20 protein-coding genes are annotated in these 17711 nt (G+C 46.6%); 1 reads left to right on the top strand and 19 read right to left on the bottom strand.

The features are described 5' to 3' along the window. Nucleotides 1–83: 83 nt before the first annotated feature. The 4 genes from V9W66_RS03080 to V9W66_RS03095 all read right to left on the bottom strand — a co-directional run bounded on the left by V9W66_RS03080 (nt 84) and on the right by V9W66_RS03095 (nt 4007). A complete protein-coding gene (locus V9W66_RS03080; protein ID WP_110102003.1) occupies nt 84–662 on the bottom strand; it encodes a DUF6553 family protein in 579 nt (192 codons plus the stop codon). A 57-nt stretch (nt 663–719) separates the two neighbouring features. Beyond that, the gene (locus V9W66_RS03085; protein WP_021977109.1) at nt 720–1313 is read right to left on the bottom strand and encodes a DUF5662 family protein; all 594 of its coding nucleotides are present in this window, start codon (nt 1311–1313) and stop codon (nt 720–722) included. Continuing rightward, nucleotides 1264–3189 carry a Type II secretory pathway, pullulanase PulA and related glycosidase gene (locus V9W66_RS03090; protein ID WP_243121831.1) on the bottom strand — a complete coding sequence of 642 codons (1926 nt, stop codon included), beginning with the start codon at nt 3187–3189 and terminating at the stop codon, nt 1264–1266. The genes V9W66_RS03085 and V9W66_RS03090 overlap by 50 nt, the downstream gene beginning before the upstream one ends. 62 nt (nt 3190–3251) lie before the next feature. Then, a complete protein-coding gene (locus V9W66_RS03095; protein WP_144095811.1) occupies nt 3252–4007 on the bottom strand; it encodes an exodeoxyribonuclease III in 756 nt (251 codons plus the stop codon). Nucleotides 4008–4206: 199 nt separating this feature from the next. Here V9W66_RS03095 and V9W66_RS03100 point away from each other — a divergent pair, with 199 nt between their 5' ends. After that, complete coding sequence (locus V9W66_RS03100; RefSeq protein WP_144095809.1) at nt 4207–4581, top strand: DUF1292 domain-containing protein; 375 nt, start codon at nt 4207–4209, stop codon at nt 4579–4581. Nucleotides 4582–4675: 94 nt separating this feature from the next. Here V9W66_RS03100 and V9W66_RS03105 read toward each other — a convergent pair whose 3' ends face one another. The 15 genes from V9W66_RS03105 to V9W66_RS03175 form a co-directional block, all read right to left on the bottom strand. Next, the gene (locus V9W66_RS03105) at nt 4676–5188 is read right to left on the bottom strand and encodes a deoxyuridine 5'-triphosphate nucleotidohydrolase (protein ID WP_015525804.1); all 513 of its coding nucleotides are present in this window, start codon (nt 5186–5188) and stop codon (nt 4676–4678) included. Nucleotides 5189–5232: 44 nt separating this feature from the next. Beyond that, nucleotides 5233–5724 carry an anaerobic ribonucleoside-triphosphate reductase activating protein gene (gene nrdG / locus V9W66_RS03110; protein WP_144095876.1) on the bottom strand — a complete coding sequence of 164 codons (492 nt, stop codon included), beginning with the start codon at nt 5722–5724 and terminating at the stop codon, nt 5233–5235. 3 nt (nt 5725–5727) lie between these two features. Then, nucleotides 5728–7821 carry a polyribonucleotide nucleotidyltransferase gene (locus V9W66_RS03115; protein ID WP_118625421.1) on the bottom strand — a complete coding sequence of 698 codons (2094 nt, stop codon included), beginning with the start codon at nt 7819–7821 and terminating at the stop codon, nt 5728–5730. A 197-nt stretch (nt 7822–8018) separates the two neighbouring features. Beyond that, nucleotides 8019–8285, bottom strand: coding sequence for a 30S ribosomal protein S15 (rpsO, locus tag V9W66_RS03120; protein ID WP_015525801.1), 267 nt, complete (start codon nt 8283–8285; stop codon nt 8019–8021). A 155-nt stretch (nt 8286–8440) separates the two neighbouring features. Further along, nucleotides 8441–9340 carry a riboflavin biosynthesis protein RibF gene (gene ribF, locus V9W66_RS03125; protein WP_144095806.1) on the bottom strand — a complete coding sequence of 300 codons (900 nt, stop codon included), beginning with the start codon at nt 9338–9340 and terminating at the stop codon, nt 8441–8443. Between the two features lie 34 nt (nt 9341–9374). Beyond that, nucleotides 9375–10265 carry a tRNA pseudouridine(55) synthase TruB gene (truB, locus tag V9W66_RS03130; protein WP_420313843.1) on the bottom strand — a complete coding sequence of 297 codons (891 nt, stop codon included), beginning with the start codon at nt 10263–10265 and terminating at the stop codon, nt 9375–9377. A gap of 7 nt (nt 10266–10272) precedes the next feature. After that, a complete protein-coding gene (locus tag V9W66_RS03135; RefSeq protein WP_144095802.1) occupies nt 10273–11229 on the bottom strand; it encodes a DHH family phosphoesterase in 957 nt (318 codons plus the stop codon). 9 nt (nt 11230–11238) lie between these two features. Further along, on the bottom strand, nt 11239–11607 hold the full coding sequence (rbfA, locus tag V9W66_RS03140) for a 30S ribosome-binding factor RbfA (protein WP_015525797.1): 369 nt from the start codon (nt 11605–11607) through the stop codon (nt 11239–11241). Between the two features lie 12 nt (nt 11608–11619). Continuing rightward, nucleotides 11620–14313, bottom strand: a complete 2694-nt coding sequence (gene infB, locus V9W66_RS03145; RefSeq protein WP_144095799.1) for a translation initiation factor IF-2 — start codon at nt 14311–14313, stop codon at nt 11620–11622. A gap of 42 nt (nt 14314–14355) precedes the next feature. Then, nucleotides 14356–14673 (bottom strand): L7Ae/L30e/S12e/Gadd45 family ribosomal protein, encoded by a 318-nt coding sequence (locus V9W66_RS03150; protein WP_021650310.1) that lies wholly within the window; start codon nt 14671–14673, stop codon nt 14356–14358. Beyond that, complete coding sequence (rnpM, locus tag V9W66_RS03155; protein WP_015525795.1) at nt 14660–14938, bottom strand: RNase P modulator RnpM; 279 nt, start codon at nt 14936–14938, stop codon at nt 14660–14662. Before rnpM ends, V9W66_RS03150 begins: the two co-directional genes overlap by 14 nt. After that, the gene (gene nusA, locus V9W66_RS03160) at nt 14938–16131 is read right to left on the bottom strand and encodes a transcription termination factor NusA (RefSeq protein ID WP_144095795.1); all 1194 of its coding nucleotides are present in this window, start codon (nt 16129–16131) and stop codon (nt 14938–14940) included. The genes rnpM and nusA overlap by 1 nt, the downstream gene beginning before the upstream one ends. A gap of 41 nt (nt 16132–16172) precedes the next feature. Continuing rightward, on the bottom strand, nt 16173–16637 hold the full coding sequence (rimP, locus tag V9W66_RS03165; protein ID WP_021650312.1) for a ribosome maturation factor RimP: 465 nt from the start codon (nt 16635–16637) through the stop codon (nt 16173–16175). Nucleotides 16638–16808: 171 nt separating this feature from the next. Continuing rightward, the gene (locus V9W66_RS03170; RefSeq protein ID WP_021650313.1) at nt 16809–17249 is read right to left on the bottom strand and encodes a hypothetical protein; all 441 of its coding nucleotides are present in this window, start codon (nt 17247–17249) and stop codon (nt 16809–16811) included. After that, entirely contained in the window at nt 17233–17700 is a 468-nt protein-coding gene (locus tag V9W66_RS03175) for a DUF3990 domain-containing protein (protein WP_144095793.1), read from the bottom strand. The genes V9W66_RS03170 and V9W66_RS03175 overlap by 17 nt, the downstream gene beginning before the upstream one ends. Nucleotides 17701–17711 lie beyond the last annotated feature (11 nt).

Consider the following 17711-nt stretch of genomic DNA (forward strand, 5'->3'; position numbering starts at 1 on the left):
ATCTCAGAATATTTTATCGGATGCATGGCAACAAAAGGCTGCCTGAGTAGTCAGACAGCCTGAAACGGAAGCTCTCCGGCCTCCTAAATGTTTCCTTCGTTGGGATAATACTGCCTGTAGATCTCTCTGGCAGCTCTTGTGATGATTCCAAGCTCAGCTTCCATTCCAAGATTAGCCGGAAGCTCCACAGCTGTTTCCCTGATGTCTCTCTGGACCTTGGCCTTCGCACTGTCCTCCTTGATGTGGATCAGGCCGAAAATCGTTGTGTTATAGGATTTATCTGTCTGACAGAGATCCATGTAGACCAGAACCAGATGACAGCATTCCCGGTAAAGAAGCTCCTCATAAAGGCCGCCCTTTTCTTGGAACTCCTGAAATTTCAGCTTCTTAAGATACTTGCCTATCTCTTTCTTCGCACTTCTTGTACCAAAGAATCTGGAAGCGGAATTCCGGTTAAACTCCATGGTCATCCAGAGACCGAGATAACCGTCTGCCCTGGTATCACCAGTCTCAGCTTTATCGCTGTAACGGATCTCCCAGAGTTCCTTGCGGATCCTGTTTTCTTCCGGTTCTTCTCCTGCTGCAATGGACTGCTCCAGAAGCTTCAGGCGCTCCATGGGATCTTTCTCTCTATAGTATTTCGCAATTGTTGGTGTATCCATTCATTCTTCCTCCTGATATCTGAATATTATATCAGACAACTTGCCAAAAATACACCCCTATCTGTGATTTCGAAGCTTTTTCCCAGGGCTTTTCACTTTTTTTCCGCGGTTATCACATAGATATACATTGCGGATATACCACAGGGTCTTATCCTCTCCGTATTTATCCAGAATCCGGAGAAGTCCCTCCAGTTCTTTCTTTGTCTGTGGGTGGATAAACCACAGCTTCTCCTTGCTTTTCAGAAAATACTGCAATGGTTCATGATAGGTATATTCCTCTCCCAGATAGTTTCTGGATGCACTGATTCGGTCCATGACCATTTCCGCCACATATTTTCTGGGCATTCTGGCTCCCATGATCACATGCTCACCGTCAAGGGAATAGTCTACCCAATGTTCAAAATGGTGTCTGTTTCTTCCCTTATGGTGCAGCCAGGACATGGATACGCCGGTTGCCTCACGTTCTGCGTTGTTGGGGCTTCTTGTCCCCTGATAATATTTACAGCCTACCAGAAATTCCGTCGGGGAATATTTGGACAGGTCATGAAGCAACCCCTGCTTATATAACCCGATACGAAAACAATATTTCATCACCAGAAGCTTATGCCTCGTGATGGTCCTGAAGTGCAGCCACGGGTGCCATGATCGCATCTTTCTTCGCCTCCTGTCTGCCCAGCAATACCACAATGGCGCGGGGGCCTATTTCGATTGATTTTTTATATTCTTCTTCCTCCTCCAGACAGAATCCTGTTCCGTGAAGAGAGGTATCTGTGATTTTTTTCCAGCACATGCCTTCCGGGATATTGGGCAGAGCAAGGCTCCGGTTTTCCCAGTGGAAATTATAGCCGATGTAAATAAAATCATCCTCTGCAGCCTCCAGATCCTCTTTTTCCCTTGCATAGGCTCCGTAGTACATCATACCAAGAAGCCTGCTGGTATTCTCATAGCTCAGATACCAGGCACGTTCCCCGTGAAGAGACACATCCGGAAACCCCCTGGTCAGATAATCTACCCCTTTCAGTTCCACCGGCATATGAAGAACGGGATGGGCCTTACGAAAAGCAATGGCATCCTTTACAAATTCCCTCAGCCCCTGGTTTCTGGAAAGGCCCTTCCAGTCTGTCCAGCCGGTAGCATTATCCTGACAGTAGGCATTATTGTTTCCGTTCTGGGAATTGCCGAATTCATCACCGTGATAAATCATGGGAACACCCTGACTCAGCAGCATCATCAGAAAGGCATTTTTAATCTGGCGTTCTCTCATCTGACGGACGGAAACCTTACGGGTAGGGCCTTCCACACCGCAGTTCCAGGAATAATTATAGCTGCTTCCGTCCTGATTGCCTTCGCCATTGGCCTCGTTATGTTTATAATTGTAGCTCACCAGGTCATTCATGGTAAATCCGTCCTGGCAGACCATGTAATTGATCACTCCATGATTCTCGCTGTTATGACGGATATGCCATGCTGCAGCCTCCACCATACCTTCATCGCTTTTCAGAAAACGGCGCATATCCTGGAGAAAATTCATATTGCTCTCCGCTCCGCAGCGTCTGGCCGGAAGCTTTCCTCTGTAAAAATGATCAAAATCAAAGCCCTGGAAGATCAGTTTTGCTCCGGAAAGGATTCCATCCCGAAGAAGCATCTCCCGGTTAAAGCCCTCACCCAGCACATGAAATCCATCTACATGGTAAAAATCTCTCCAGAACTGCAGGGCTCGAAGAGCCATCAGACTGTCTGTTTCCTCCGGAAAATAGAATTCCATGATACAGGCAATGCCGTTCTTGTGCAGTTCCCGGATCAGATACCGAAATTCCTGCTCCGGTTCTCTGGTGCTGCAGTAAGCACTCTTCGGGCTGAAATAAAAGCCGGATGCATAGCCCCAGTAATTCACTACATTTTCCTTTCGACGGGTCTTGATGTGTTCACTGCCTTCCTTCGGTTTACTGATCGGAACCTCACAGAATTCATAGGCAGGCATCAGTTCAATGGCATTGATCCCAAGTTCTTTCCAGTAAGGGATCATCTCTGTCAGGCCAAGAAAAGTCCCCTTATGGGAAACCATCTTTCTGGCAAGCTTCGTATAACCACGGACATGAAGCTTGTACAGGATCATATTTTCGTATTCGACTGCCGGTGCAGTTTCATTTTCCCAGCCGGAAACATTCTCATTAAGGGAACGGCAGCGGACCTCCTTTTCCGGATCGTAAGGTACTCCGAAATGCTCTCTCCCGTGAAGTCCGTATGCATACGGATCCTGCACGATCTCACCATCTATTTTATAATTATATTCAAACTCCTTCAGAGAAGCACTGCACAGCTTCAGTGCCCACACACGTCCTGTGTGGAAATCCTTTGGAAAAACGATCTCCACCGGTGCGGCAGCTCCTCTTTTTTTATATAAAAGCAGGGACACTTCGGAATCCTCCGATGCCTCCACTGCAAAATTATAACCGCCCTCCATTTTGTTGGCTCCAAGTATCAGCGGCTGACCCTTTTCCACTCGACCTAATCTGCGGCTTGCCAAGGCAACTCCTCCTTTTCTCTTTTTGTTATTCAAATCCATGGAAATCCGTTTCACCGGATCCGTCACAGATCAATATCCAGCTCAACCGGGCAATGATCGGATCCCATGATCTCTCCGTGGATCTTCGCATCCTGAAGCTTTTCTTTCAGGGAAGGGGAAACAAGGAAATAGTCGATACGCCAGCCGGCATTCTTCTCTCGTGCACGGAAGCGATAGGACCACCAGGAGTAAACGCCCTCTTTATCCGGATAAAAATAGCGGAATGTATCAATAAAGCCGCTCTCGAGAGCTCTGGTAAAGCAGGCTCTCTCTTCATCCGTAAAGCCTGCATTTTTGCGGTTGCTCTTCGGATTCTTGAGATCGATCTCCTGATGTGCCACATTAAGGTCGCCACAGCAGATCACCGGTTTCTTCTCCTGCAGTTTCAGAAGATAAGCCAAAAAATCCTCTTCCCATTTCATACGGTATTCCAGACGGCGGAGCTCGCTCTGGGAGTTAGGAGTATATACAGTCACAAAATAATACTCTTCGAATTCCAGCGTGATGACACGTCCTTCTTTATCATGCTCCTCTATCCCGATCCCGTAAACTGCAGACAATGGCTCCCTCTTTGTAAAAATGGCTGTACCTGAATAGCCTCTGCGGTTTGCGTAGTTCCAGTACTGATAATATCCGGGAAGTTCCAGTTTCACCTGTCCCTGCTGGCATTTCGTCTCCTGCAGACAGAAAATATCCGCATCCAGCTCATGAAAGCGTTCCTCAAAGCCCTTGGTGATACAGGCCCGGATCCCATTTACATTCCAGGAAATAAATTTCATATTTTTATATTTTCTCCTCATTTTTTCGTCATATTTTATTATATCTCACATTGTCGGATTAAGCAAAAAATATTTTGAAAGTTTTCTCAGGCTCTCAAATATTTTGTTGCTGTTCTACGTCATATCTGTTAAAATGTTCTCTATATCATGCAGAGCTGCCCTCTTATTTACAGGCAGCAGCAGAACGGAGGATTTTTTTATGAGTGATGAATTTAACAAAAGCGGATGTGCACCAAGCGACTGCGCTTCCTGCACAGCTAACTGCGAAAGCAGGGTAGATGAGGCACATCATACCATCACCCTGACTATGGATGATGATACTGAGGTAGAATGTGCCATCCTTACTATTTTCCCTGTAGAGAACAAAGAATATATCGCACTTCTCCCACTGGATGAGAACGGCCAGAATGAAACCGGTGAGGTTTATCTCTACAGTTTCTCCCGCACAGCAGACGGCGATCCGATGCTGGCAAACATTGAAGATGATGAAGAGTACGGCGCTGCCGCAAATGCCTTTAACGCAGTCGTGGAAAAAGCACGTGCAAACGAGGTGGCAGACGCACCTCTCAGCTAAACAGTGCATTTATCGGAAAGCGGTAACTACACAAAACAAGCCCGGAAAATCGGATGTATGTGGTCTTCACACCTCCGCCTTCCGGGCTTTTGTTTTATTTTGTGGTACTTCCGAAGCCGCCGTTTCTTACTGCATCCGCATCGTCATCCACGGTGATTCCGTATTCTACAAATATTCCCTGCATAAAACCGGTTCCTGCCGGGATCTGGATCGTTTTATCTTCTCTTGTATCGTTAGTCAGCTTGGCAAAGATATGACCTTCGTTGTCGGAAAAGAAATAATCGCTGTCAATGATTCCCACTGTGTTATTCAACTGCAGCCGGAATTTAAATCCCAGTCCGCTTCTCGGATAACATTTCAGGACCCAGCCCTCTTCCATCTCTACACGGATACCGGTCGGTATCTTTACGATCTCACCTGGCTTCATGGTCACATCCACAGGTGCATAAAAATCATATCCTGCACTTCCGGTCGTAGCTCTCTTCGGAAGCTTCAGACTGTCGTAGATATTTCGGATTTCCTCTTCTGAATACTGTTCAAAGGTATCCTTCCAGTCCTTTGCAAACTGTTCAAAACTTACCTTGTGAAATTTCGCAATTCTTTTCATTTTTCGTCCCACTCCCAATAGGTAATTTCAGAAAAAACCTCTGATCACTCCGCGTACAGAACCACACGGTTCTCACGAAGTGATGCCTTTACATCGATCACCCTCTGATTTGAGGAGCCTTTCCATTTTAGAAGAACTTCTTTCTTGTCCACCTGAAATTCCCCGTCCACGCATACATCCAGATAATGGATGATCTCGTACTGCTGGATTTCTTCCCAGAGAGAACCCGTATACAGCCAGATCGTCTTATCCGGATACTTCTCTCTGATCTCTCTTGCAAGAGCTGTTACCTCAGCGATATTGGAAGGATGCAGAGGATCGCCTCCTGAAAAGGTGATCCCGCTGATATAATCCTTGTCCAGCTCTGCAAATATCTCAGCTCGCTCGCTGTCCGTAAAGGGCAGACCTCCATTCGGATCCCAGGTAATGGGATTCTGGCACTCCCGGCAGCCGTGTGAACAGCCGGCTACCCAGAGCACTACACGAAGTCCGTCTCCGTTTAACATATCGTCCTTGGTAATATTGTGATATCTCATCATTTATGCTTCTTCCGGTACATCCTTCATGCTGAAGCTGATTCTTCCCATCTTGTCCTTGCCAAGGCAGATAACCTTAACTTTGTCGCCAAGTGTGAGAACATCCTCAACACGGTTGATCCTCTGTTTGGAGATCTTGGAAATGTGTACCATTCCCTCCTTGCCCGGTGCAAACTCAAGGAATGCGCCAAACTCTTTGATGCTGACTACGCGTCCTGTAAAGATCTGTCCTGCCTCAAACTCGGTAGTGATGATCTCAATCATACGTTTTGCTTCATCCATCCCCTTCTGGTCTGTTCCGCAAATGGAAACTGCGCCGTCATCTGTGATGTCGATCTTCACACCTGTACGCTCGATGATCGTGTTGATAGTCTTTCCTCTCTGTCCGACTACATCACCGATCTTCTGCGGATCGATCTGGATCTGGATGATCTTCGGAGCAAACTCCCCAACAGTTGTACGAGGCTTATCGATACATTTCTCCATAACTTCTGTCAGGATATATTCTCTTGCCTCTTTTGTTCTGCGGATCGCTTCCTCAACGATCGGTCTTGTAAGACCATGGATCTTGATATCCATCTGAATTGCTGTGATTCCGTCATGTGTTCCGGCTACCTTAAAGTCCATATCTCCGAAGAAGTCCTCAAGGCCCTGGATATCTGTAAGAACGATGTAATCATCGTCTGTTTCACCTGTAACAAGTCCGCAGGAAATACCTGCAACCGGTTTTCTGATCGGTACACCGGCAGCCATCAGTGACATGGTAGATGCACAGATACTTGCCTGGGATGTGGAGCCGTTGGACTCAAATGTCTCAGATACGGTACGGATTGCATATGGGAATTCTTCCTCTGTAGGAAGTACCGGTACCAGTGCTCTCTCAGCAAGTGCTCCGTGACCGATCTCACGACGTCCCGGTCCTCTGGAAGGCTTGGTCTCACCTACAGAGTAGGACGGGAAGTTGTAGTGGTGCATATATCTCTTGGATGTCTCAAACTCATCCAGTCCGTCAAGGCGCTGTGCCTCTGTAAGAGGAGCAAGTGTAGTAACGGTACAGATCTGAGTCTGTCCTCTTGTGAACATGGCAGAACCATGAACTCTCGGGATGATATCTGTCTCTGCAGCCAGCGGACGGATCTGTCTGATCTCACGTCCGTCCGGTCGTTTATGATCTTTGAGGATCATCTTACGGACAGTCTTCTTCTGGTACTGATATACAGCCTCACCGAGAACGGCAAGCCATTCCTCATTGTCTGCAAAAGCTTCTTTCAGCTTATCAGTGATCTCGCTGATGTTATTCTCACGTGTCTGCTTGTCATCAGAGAATACGGCAACCTCCATCTCTTCCGGAGGAACGATCTTCTTGATCTCATCAAAAAGCTCCTGAGGTACTGCACAGGACTCATAGGAATGTTTCTCTTTTCCGCACTCTGCTACGATCTGGTCGATGAATCTGATGATCTCCTGGTTCACTTCATGAGCCTTGTAGATAGCCTCGATCATCTTATCTTCCGGGATCTCATTAGCTCCGGCCTCGATCATGATAACCTTCTCTCTTGTAGAAGCAACCGTAAGCTGAAGATCAGAAACTGCCTTCTGTGCAAGTGTCGGGTTGATGATAAACTCGCCGTCGATCATACCAACCTGTGTGGTTGCGCATGGACCGTCAAATGGGATATCAGAAATACAGGTTGCAATGGAAGAACCAAGCATAGCCGGGATCTCCGGATTGCATTCCGGATCAACAGACATAACCATATCTACCAGAGTTACGTCATTTCTGTAATCCTTCGGAAACAGCGGACGCATCGGACGGTCGATAACACGGGATGTAAGGATCGCATGCTCGCTTGCCTTGCCCTCTCTCTTGTTGAAGCCTCCCGGGATCTTTCCTACTGCATACATCTTCTCCTCATACTCAACACTTAACGGGAAGAAATCGATCCCTTCTCTCGGCTCTTTGGATGCGGTAGCAGTAGCAAGGACTGTAGTATCACCGTAGTGCATAAGAGCAGCACCATTGGCCTGTTTCGCTACACGTCCGATATCTACAGTCAGTGTTCTTCCTGCAAGTTCCATGGAATAACTTTTGTACATGTTCGTTCTCCTTTTCTTATTATATTAATATCTGACAGGAGCCCGAAACAACTGAAAAGACCACTTCCTTTGAAAAAGATCTCGACCGGAAATGGGCTTTTCAGTAGTCTCGGAAATCACTCCTGCGGTAATTCCGTCTGTGTTTATCACACATGTTAAAATGGGGCGGATGGAATCATCCGCCCCTCCCGTAGCAATTATTTTCTTAAACCTAATTTCTCAATCAGTGCACGGTATCTTTCGATGTCTGTTTTCTTAAGATAAGCAAGAAGGCCACGTCTCTGACCTACCATTTTCAGAAGACCTCTTCTGGAATGATGATCTTTGTGGTGTGTTTTAAGATGCTCTGTGAGCTCCTGGATTCTTGCTGTAAGAACTGCAACCTGAACCTCCGGTGAACCTGTGTCACCCTCTGTTCTTGCATACTCTTTCATGATCGCTGTTTTCTTCTCTTTAGAAATCATTGTTGTTTCCTCCTTGAAATTTTAATTAAACGCCGGGTATTAAGAAGTGGTCGGAGTCTCCGGCTTCTGAATACTGGCTTTTTTCACCTCGAACAGTATAGCACACGGTTTCTGACCTGTAAACTGTTTTTTCGAAAAGTTTTTCCCGAAAGTTTTTATTTTTCGAGACTGTGGAAATAAGCCTTTCCCTTTTCTGCATCCTTCAGGAGCTGCTGCTTCAGTGCTTCTATGGACGAAAAGCGCTTCTCCGGTCTGGAATAATGAAAAAATTCCACTCTGCAGGGCTCTCCGTACAGATCCTCCTCACAATCAAAAAGATACGTCTCAACACCCAGAAATTTCTCTCCGATGGTTGGTTTATATCCTACGTTTGTGATCCCGCAAAGGGTTCTGTCCTTAAAATGGGACACTGTATCATAAACGCCATTTGGCGGCATCAGCTTTTCTTTTGCAGGAACGATATTGGTAGTGGGAAGAAGAACCTTGTGTCCCATCCCTCTTCCATGTTCGATCACACCGTCCACAAAAAAGGGGATTCCCAGCAGATCATTAACCTTTTCCATATTTCCCTTTTTCAGTTCCTCACGGATAAATGTACTGCTGATCTTTCTGCGGCCTTCCATTTCTTTCGGAACAACATCCACAGTAAAGCCAAGCTTCCTTCCCATAGTCTCCAGAAGCTGTGGTGTTCCTTTACGTTCATACCCGAACCTGAAATCTTCTCCAACTGCAACATGCTCTGCCTGAAGATCTCCCACCAGGATTTCTTTAACAAAGGTTTCCGCTTTCATATGACGGATCCGGTTATCCAGCGGACATTCGATCAGCACATCCACGCCTGCTTTCTCAAGAAGCTGACATCGTTCATCTTTTGTAAAGATCATCTGGCTGCCGATACCAAGAGAAAAAAGAACCGTCTGCAGACCTTTTTCTTTCTGCTCCAGGATCTTCTCAACCAGTTTCTGATGTCCACGGTGTATGCCGTCAAATTTTCCAAGTGTCACCGCACTCTTTGAAAGGCGCGGAAATTCTCCGTCGATCTTCAAGTATTCCATATCTTCTGCTGCTCCTGCAAGTTCTTATAAAGTGTCATACAAAAAACATGCGGATGGGTACGTATTTCTGTTTTCTTTCATCCCAGCCGTATATTCCTGTGAAATTTCCGCTGCTTTTATACATCCGGACTTTCTCTTCCCTGCTGCCTCCCTGTACCAGTTCCTCTGGAAGCGGGTTTCCGTTATTAAGAAGCCTGTCTCCCTCCGGTGTACAGGTAAGGACCGGATACATGGAAAGTACATCCTCGATGGAAACAAGCTTTTCCCCGATGGTTCCACCGATAACTGCTTCCTCCACCTGTGAAAGTGTCATGCTCTCTTCCAGAGTGAAATTTCCGGACCTGGTCCGAAGCAGCTCTTCCATGGCCCCGCCGCAGCCCAATTTTTCTCCGATGTCATTGCAAAGTGTACGGATATAGGTGCCCTTGCTGCAGGTAACGCTTATGCGTACCAGCGGAAGCTCCATATCCAGTATCCTTATCTCATAAAAAACCACAGGGCGTGGCTTACGCTCTATGGTTTTTCCTTCTCTGGCCAGTTCGTAAAGCTTCTTTCCATTTACCTTCAGAGCCGAATACATAGGAGGGATCTGCAGCTGTTCTCCCACAAAGGATCCCACTGCCTCACGGACTTCCTCTTCCGTGACGGTCACAGGTTTCTCAGAAAGAACAGCTCCGGTCATGTCCTGGGTATCTGTGGAAACTCCCAGCCTTAAAACCGCCTCATATGTTTTTTCTTTTTCTGTAAGAAGCTCCACCAGCCGGGTCCCCTTGCCCAGTGCAACAGGAAGTACTCCCTCTGCTGCCGGATCCAGAGTCCCGGTATGGCCGATCTTTTTCATGTGGAGAATCCCACGCAGCTTTGCAACAACATCATGAGAGGTATAACCTTTTTCCTTTCGGATCACAAGTATTCCGTCCATGATCTTATCTTTACTCCTCCGCAAGCTGTTTTTCAATTTCAGCGGTAAGGTTGTTGATCACATCGTACATGGAGCCCTGCATATCACAGCCGGCTGCACGCACATGTCCGCCGCCTCCGAAAAATACGGCAATCTTGCTTACATCCACCTTACCATTGGAACGGAGAGATACCTTAAAGAGCTGCGTCTGCATCTCATAGATAAAGATCGCAACCTCCACACCTGCAGTCAGACGGAGCTGGCTCACGATTCCCTCCAGATCCTTTCCTTCCACACTGTAGAAATCCATCTCCCGTTTTTTCAGATATCCGACCACGCACTTACCGCCCTGAAGGAGAATACTTTCTGCCAGGACACGTCCCATGACCTGATTCTGAAGATATGTTTTCTGGTAAAAGGACTCATCGATGATCCTGCTGAAATCAAATCCTGTTTTCATCAGTTCTCCGGCGATCCTCATGGTTTCCGGTGTTGTGGAAGAATACTGGAACACGCCGGTATCATGTGCCATTCCCGTATAAATAGGAACCGCAATGGAACGATCGATCTTGTCTGAATCCAGAAGTCCGTAAAGAACTTCGCTGGCAGAGCTGATCTCGCCTCTTACATGATTGACATCCGCAAATCCGTTATTGCTCACATGATGATCAATGCAGGCTGTTTTTTTTGCTGCATCGAAATATTTCCGGGCAACTGCAAGTCTGTCCAGTGCACTGACATCGCAGGTGATAAAAAGATCATACACCTTATCTTCTTCTGCTTCTGCCTTAACCTCATCCATTCTGTCAATGTAATCAAATACAGGTTTCCGGTCTTCCAGATAAACATCTGCTTCTATATCAGGAAAATATTTCCGGATATAGAGATACAGAGCCATACAGGAACCAATGCAGTCCCCATCCGGACGGATGTGACCGCCAATGCCAACGGTTTTTACATTTTCCAGTATTTCTGAAATGTTTTTCATTTTTTCCACCTATTCCTCTGTTTCCATCCCACTCATTACGTCATTAATCTTCTTTGACATATTTACACCATATTCAATAGACTCATCCAGAACAAAACGGATCTCCGGTGTATTGCGGAGATTCAGTCTTCTGGCCAATTCTCTCCGAACATAGCCCTCTGCATTCTTTAAGCCCCGGAGGGTGGAATCCTTGGCCTGTTTCTCGCCCAGCACACTGATGTAAGCTTTGCAGGTCTTAAGATCCGGTGCCACCTCAACAGCTGTCACAGAAGTCATCGGATGAATTCTGGGGTCCTTGATCTCGCTGTGTATGATGGTGCTGAGTTCTTTTTGAACTGCACCATTCACACGTGTATTTTTAATGCTGTTTTTTCTCATTACGAATCACTCCTATCTTGGTACCTCTACCATGATATATGCTTCGACTTTATCTTCTTCTTTGACATCATTAAAGTCATTAAATACAAGACCGCACTCATATCCGGCACGAACTTCCTTGACATCATCCTTAAATCTCTTCAGGGATGCAAGCTCACCCTCGAAGATCTGATCCTCACCTCGTGTGATACGAACCTTACAGTTACGCTGGAATGTACCATCCAGCACATAGCTTCCTGCGATTGTTCCGACACCGGATGCCTTGAACAGCTGACGAACTTCTGCGTGACCGATAACCTTCTCCTCGAATACAGGATCCAGCATACCCTTCATAGCTGCCTCTACATCCTCGATCGCCTGATAAATGACTTTATAAAGTCGAAGGTCAACACCCTCCTGCTCAGCAAGCTGTTTTGCTGTAGTATCCGGACGTACGTTAAAGCCGATGATGATCGCATTGGATGTTGCAGCAAGGCTGACATCAGACTCATTGATGGCGCCTACACCACCATGGATCACCTTAACGACAACTTCCTCGTTGGAAAGCTTGGTAAGGCTCTGTTTTACAGCCTCAACAGATCCCTGTACATCAGCCTTGACGATGATTGGAAGCTCCTTAAGATCGCTTGCCTGGATCTGGTCAAACAGGTTATCCAGAGAAAGCTTGCCTTTGGTCTCCTCGAGGAGACGGCTCTTGTTCTCTGTAACGAATGCGCCTGCAAAATTCTTGGCTTCTTTATCGCTCTCAAAGGACATCAGGATCTCACCTGCATTAGGAACATCACCAAGTCCGAGGATTTCAACCGGAGTAGACGGACCTGCCTCTTTTACACGACGACCCTTATCATCCATCATTGCACGTACCTTGCCGTTGCATGCACCTGCAGCAATAAAATCTCCCACATGAAGAGTACCCTTCTGAACAAGGATAGTAGCAACCGGTCCTTTACCCTTATCAAGCTGAGCCTCAATAACAAGACCTCTTGCCTCACGGTTCGGATTGGCTTTGAGCTCGGAAACCTCAGCAGTAAGAAGGATCATCTCAAGAAGGTTCTCAATTCCTTCTCCTGTATGTGCGGATACCGGAACAAAGATGGTACTTCCGCCCCAGTCCTCAGGAATCAGTTCATACTCGGAAAGTTCCTGTTTTACACGCTCAACATTTGCACTTGGTTTATCGATCTTATTGATGGCAACGATGATCTCAACACCTGCTGCCTTTGCATGACTGATCGCCTCTACTGTCTGCGGCATTACACCATCGTCTGCGGCAACGACCAGAACTGCGATATCTGTAGCGTTGGCACCACGCATACGCATAGCTGTGAACGCCTCATGTCCCGGTGTATCCAAGAATGTGATCTTCTGGCCTTTGATATTTACCACGTAAGCACCGATGTGCTGTGTGATTCCGCCGGCCTCGCCTCTGGTTACGTTTGTATTACGGATTGCATCCAGAAGAGATGTTTTACCATGGTCAACGTGACCCATAACACAGACTACCGGAGGTCTCGGAACCATATCATCCTCATCCTCTTCGTCCTCTTTGAGGAGCTCTGCGATCACATCCACCTTTTCTTCCTTCTCAGCAATGATATCAAAGCCAAGTGCGATCTCCTCTGCCTTTTCAAAATCGATCTCCTGGTTTACGGTTACCATGACACCTTCCATGAAAAGCTTCTTAACGATCACTGACGGCTGCATCTTCATCGCGTCCGCAAGCTCACGGATAGTAAGCTTCTCCGGAATGGTGATCTCCTTGATCTCCGGTTTCTTCTCTTCCTGCTTCGGCTGTGGATTCGGTTTCTGAAGTGCTTTCGGGATTCTGGAATTCGGTCTGCGTCCGCCCTGATTTGGTCTGCGTCCGCCCTGGGTACCTTTCTCGAATTCTTTCTTCTTGTTCTTATTCTCTCTGTCACGCTCACGCTTGCTGTCCTTGGATGTCTTGGTCAGCTCCGGAGTGAATACAGCATCTGAAGAGCCACCGCTTCTTCTCTGTCCCGGACGCTGTCCGCCGCCCTGGCCACCACGGTTTGCTCCGCTGAAACGGTTGTCTCCGCCTCTTCCGCCTTCGGAACGTCCGCCCTGGCCTCCCTGGCCACGGTTTGCTCCACCGCCGAAACGACTTCCTCCGTCTCTTCTTCCTTCAAAGCTTCCGCCCTGACCTCCCTGGCCACGGTTTGCTCCACCGCCGAAACGGCTTCCGCCTCTTCCGTCATTCTGACGTGGGCCTCTGTTTCCCTCGCCCTGTCTTGCCGGACGTCCCTCACCATTCTGGGAACGGTTTCCGCCAAAACGATTTCCGCCGTCTCTTCTTCCCTCGAAGGTTCTTCCGTCACGATTTCCGTCTCTTCTTCCTTCCGGACGGTTGCCCTGCGGTCTTCCGCCCTGAGTACGATTCTGGCCATTCTGACCGTTTCTCTGCTCACCGGGCTCACCGTTTCTTGTGTTTGCTCCTGTGCTTCTCTGACCGCCGTTCTGTAGACGTGCCGGTCCCTTTCTCTCGCCTGCTGCCGGTTTTCTTCTTCCTTTACCGCCATCGCTGGCATTCTGTGCATGAAATACACGGATGATATTTTTCTTCTTTTTCGGTGCTTCAGATTTGTTACCCTCTGTATTCACCGTTGTTGTCTTTTCTTCTGTTTTTGGAGTATCCAATTGTCTATATTGCTCCTTTCCCGATCTGTTGAATTTATCTTTTATCATTTCTATCGTCAAACCTCCTTACAGACGCCTGTATCATGCAGGTTATCTGCCGGATTCTTTTTCCAGCGCCTTCATGATCGCCTTTGCAAAATTTTCGTCCTGCACGGCAAGGCTGGCACGGAATTCTTTGCCCATTGCTCTGCCCAGGCTCTCTTTGTCTGAAAGGAAATATAACGGAACTTCATAATAGGTACACATATTCCGAAATTTCTTTTTTGTGTTTTCGGAGGCATCATCTGCCACCAGTGCCAGGAAACCTTTTCCCGTTTTTACGGATTTCTCTGTGGAAAATTCTCCGCTCACTGTTTTTCCTGCTTTTGTCGCAAGTCCGATGAGTGATAAAACCTTATTGTTTTTCAATTGATCCAAACTCCTTTTTGAGGTTCTGATACACTTCATCCGGAACTGCCATTTTCAAGGAACGCTCCAGGCCATGGTTTTTGATAGCCTTTTCCAGGCATTCCTCTGAGAAACAAAGGTATGCGCCGCGTCCGTTTTTCTTACCTGTAGCGTCCAGGATGATCTCGTTCTCTGATGTCCTGAGAACTCGTATCATTTCCTTTTTGCTTTTCATTTCCCTGCAGCCGGTACACTGACGCATGGGAATCTTGGTTCTCGTTTTCATTATTCTTCGGCATCTCCATCTGCTGTTTTTTCAGCTTCTGTTTCTGTCTCTTCTGTATCTTCCTCTGCTTCTTCAAGCTCTTCGGAAACAGCCTCTTCTGTCATTTCTTCCTCTGCTTCCTCGTGTTCCTCATCGTAATCATCGTAGAAGTCACCGGACTCTCTTGCCTGTGTCTCGCTCTTGATGTCGATCTTGAAGCCTGTAAGTCTTGCAGCAAGACGTGCGTTCTGTCCTTCCTTACCGATAGCAAGGGAAAGCTGGTAATCCGGAACTACGACCAGTGCGGTCTTCTCATCCGGGTCAGCCATAACTGCGATAACCTTTGCAGGGCTTAATGCATTCTCGATAAGGATCGCCGGGTTCTCATCCCAGTTGATGATATCGATCTTCTCACCGTGAAGCTCGTTAACAACTGCACCTACACGTGCGCCGTTCATACCAACGCATGCTCCCACAGCATCTACATCCGGATCGTTGCTCCATACAGCGATCTTGGTACGGGAGCCTGCCTCACGGGCAATGCTCTTGATCTCAACGGTACCGTCTCTTACCTCTGCAACCTCGGACTCGAAAAGTCTCTTTACAAGACCGGGATGTGTTCTGGAAACCAGGATACGCGGTCCCTTCGGTGTATCCTTAACTTCAAGAATGTAAACTTTTACTCGCTCAGTTGGCTGGAAGGTCTCACCCTTTACCTGTTCGTTCTCTGTAAGGACTGCATCTGCCTTACCAAGGTTGATGCTGACATTTTTGCCCATTACTCTCTGAACAATACCGGTTACCACTTCTTTTTCGATTCCATAGTACTGATCGTAAAGAACTTTACGCTCTTCCTCACGGATTTTCTGAAGAATGACATTCTTTGCGTTCTGGGTTGCGATACGTCCGAATTCCCTGGACTGGATCTCAACCTTCATAACATCACCGATCTCTGCGTTCGTGTTTGTTTTCTGTGCATCCACCAGAGAAATCTCCAGCGCCGGATCCTCCACATGCTCTACAACAGTTCTGTCAGCGTAAACACTGAAGTCACAGGTCTCCGGATCGATCATAACGTGAACGTTATCTGCCTTTCCGAAATGGTTCTTACATGCCTGGATCAGTGACTGCTCAATTGCTTCCAGCAGTGTATCCTTACTGATGTTTTTCTCTTTTTCGAGAACGTCCAGCGCATCTCTTAAATCTCTGCTCATTTTTCTTTTTTCCTCCTGAATTTTACAGATTCGATTCTCTTTTAGAATTCGATTGCGAGACGAATCAGGGCAATATCTTTTTTATCAAAGGTACGTTCTGTGCCGTCTTCATCAATTGTCACACTGTTACTATCATATGCATTTAAAATACCGCAGAATTCCTTCTGTTTCTCGATGGGCCGGTAGGTACGGATTTCCACCAGCTTGCCAAGGCTTCTCTTAAAGTCTTTTTCTTTTTTAAGAGGCCGGTCAAGTCCCGGAGAACTGATCTCCATAATGTAGCTGTCCTCGATGAAATCCTGCTCATCCAGTATATCGCTGAATGCACGGCTTACATCCTCGCAGTCATTGACTGTGATTCCGCCCGGCTTGTCGATATAGCCTCTGAGATACCAGGTTCCGGCTTCCTTGACATACTCCACATCTACCAGCTCAAAGCCCCTGGACTCCACGATCGGTGTAAGGATCGCCTCTGTCTTCTGTTCATATTCTTCCCGTCTGCTCATGCTTCCCACCTGCCTTTCCTATTTCTGCCTGTTTCTGAACAAATTCCTTCTCAGCAAATAGGAGCGGGCTCTCGCCCACTCCTATGCCAACAAGTTCTTAGTTTCGTTCATTGTAACACCAATGTCTGTTAAATGCAAGTGTTAATTGCGATTTGAATTTCTGTTTATCTTTTACAGGATTTCTCCCGCTTTATAGCATGCTGCTATATAATCTCTCGGCTGATAATAAAAATCTGTATTATAGTCCGAAATATGTGCATCAATCCAGGAATGATAAATATCCCATATTCCTTTTTCGATTTCCGCATCATCATATATGTCTTCTATTAATCGCTCATATACTTCTCCAATATCCCAGTAATCCGGAACCGTATATCTGCACATGGATACATTGTCAAATTTTCCTTCTGGAATATTGCATTGCTCCATAAACTCTGCTGCAACTTTTTGTATTGGCTCACAGTGAAATACATCCGCATAATCGTATATTCTCTTTATGTTTTCTCTGCCAAGATAATCTGTGATTTCCCGCCGATGTTGTTTTCTGTTTCGTCCTATATACTCAATCAGGCTACAGGTAAAAAATAAATTGTTATTATTTTTTTTCGCCATATACGACCTCACTTCCTGCAAATTCCAAAGTATCCAATGCCGAAACTGTATGAAAACTGATCTGATGTGTGGGGTACTTAAATTTTACCAGTTCCCAGAAAGCAGATCTTGAAATCTTACCATCCAGATAGTTTTGCAGGTAATTGTAGATCGTATCATCTGCCATCGGTCCTTCCACAATATCATACTGATGTGCTTGTCCACTTCGACAGGAAATAATAAAGTCCAGCCATTCTTCTGTCATTTTCTCAAATCTAAGAATTTTTAATTCTGTATTTTCTGTATACTCGTACCTGTTAATGTATCTCTTTTCTCCATACCTTGTCGCCCACCGTTCTGCCTGTTTTTCGATGTTCGTACAATAGAAGCCAAAGTAGAAATCTTTGTTAAATCGGGCTTTTCTGATTTCCGGATACTCTACTATATCTTTACTTCCATGATATAAAGTCATATGCACTCCTT

This window comes from Blautia massiliensis (ex Durand et al. 2017), assembly GCF_051861785.1.
GTDB lineage: Bacteria > Bacillota > Clostridia > Lachnospirales > Lachnospiraceae > Blautia_A > Blautia_A luti_A.

What these genes read in the sequence shown, in the direction of transcription:
- V9W66_RS03080 (WP_110102003.1), bottom strand. Translation starts at nt 662, where the DNA reads ATGGATACACCAACAATTGCGAAATACTATAGAGAGAAAGATCCCATG.
- V9W66_RS03085 (WP_021977109.1), bottom strand. Translation starts at nt 1,313, where the DNA reads ATGCGATCATGGCACCCGTGGCTGCACTTCAGGACCATCACGAGGCAT.
- V9W66_RS03095 (WP_144095811.1), bottom strand. Translation starts at nt 4,007, where the DNA reads ATGAAATTTATTTCCTGGAATGTAAATGGGATCCGGGCCTGTATCACC.
- V9W66_RS03100 (WP_144095809.1), top strand. Translation starts at nt 4,207, where the DNA reads ATGAGTGATGAATTTAACAAAAGCGGATGTGCACCAAGCGACTGCGCT.
- V9W66_RS03105 (WP_015525804.1), bottom strand. Translation starts at nt 5,188, where the DNA reads ATGAAAAGAATTGCGAAATTTCACAAGGTAAGTTTTGAACAGTTTGCA.
- nrdG (WP_144095876.1), bottom strand. Translation starts at nt 5,724, where the DNA reads ATGAGATATCACAATATTACCAAGGACGATATGTTAAACGGAGACGGA.
- V9W66_RS03115 (WP_118625421.1), bottom strand. Translation starts at nt 7,821, where the DNA reads ATGTACAAAAGTTATTCCATGGAACTTGCAGGAAGAACACTGACTGTA.
- rpsO (WP_015525801.1), bottom strand. Translation starts at nt 8,285, where the DNA reads ATGATTTCTAAAGAGAAGAAAACAGCGATCATGAAAGAGTATGCAAGA.
- ribF (WP_144095806.1), bottom strand. Translation starts at nt 9,340, where the DNA reads ATGGAATACTTGAAGATCGACGGAGAATTTCCGCGCCTTTCAAAGAGT.
- V9W66_RS03135 (WP_144095802.1), bottom strand. Translation starts at nt 11,229, where the DNA reads ATGAAAAACATTTCAGAAATACTGGAAAATGTAAAAACCGTTGGCATT.
- rbfA (WP_015525797.1), bottom strand. Translation starts at nt 11,607, where the DNA reads ATGAGAAAAAACAGCATTAAAAATACACGTGTGAATGGTGCAGTTCAA.
- infB (WP_144095799.1), bottom strand. Translation starts at nt 14,313, where the DNA reads ATGATAAAAGATAAATTCAACAGATCGGGAAAGGAGCAATATAGACAA.
- rnpM (WP_015525795.1), bottom strand. Translation starts at nt 14,938, where the DNA reads ATGAAAACGAGAACCAAGATTCCCATGCGTCAGTGTACCGGCTGCAGG.
- nusA (WP_144095795.1), bottom strand. Translation starts at nt 16,131, where the DNA reads ATGAGCAGAGATTTAAGAGATGCGCTGGACGTTCTCGAAAAAGAGAAA.
- rimP (WP_021650312.1), bottom strand. Translation starts at nt 16,637, where the DNA reads ATGAGCAGACGGGAAGAATATGAACAGAAGACAGAGGCGATCCTTACA.
- V9W66_RS03170 (WP_021650313.1), bottom strand. Translation starts at nt 17,249, where the DNA reads ATGGCGAAAAAAAATAATAACAATTTATTTTTTACCTGTAGCCTGATT.
- V9W66_RS03175 (WP_144095793.1), bottom strand. Translation starts at nt 17,700, where the DNA reads ATGACTTTATATCATGGAAGTAAAGATATAGTAGAGTATCCGGAAATC.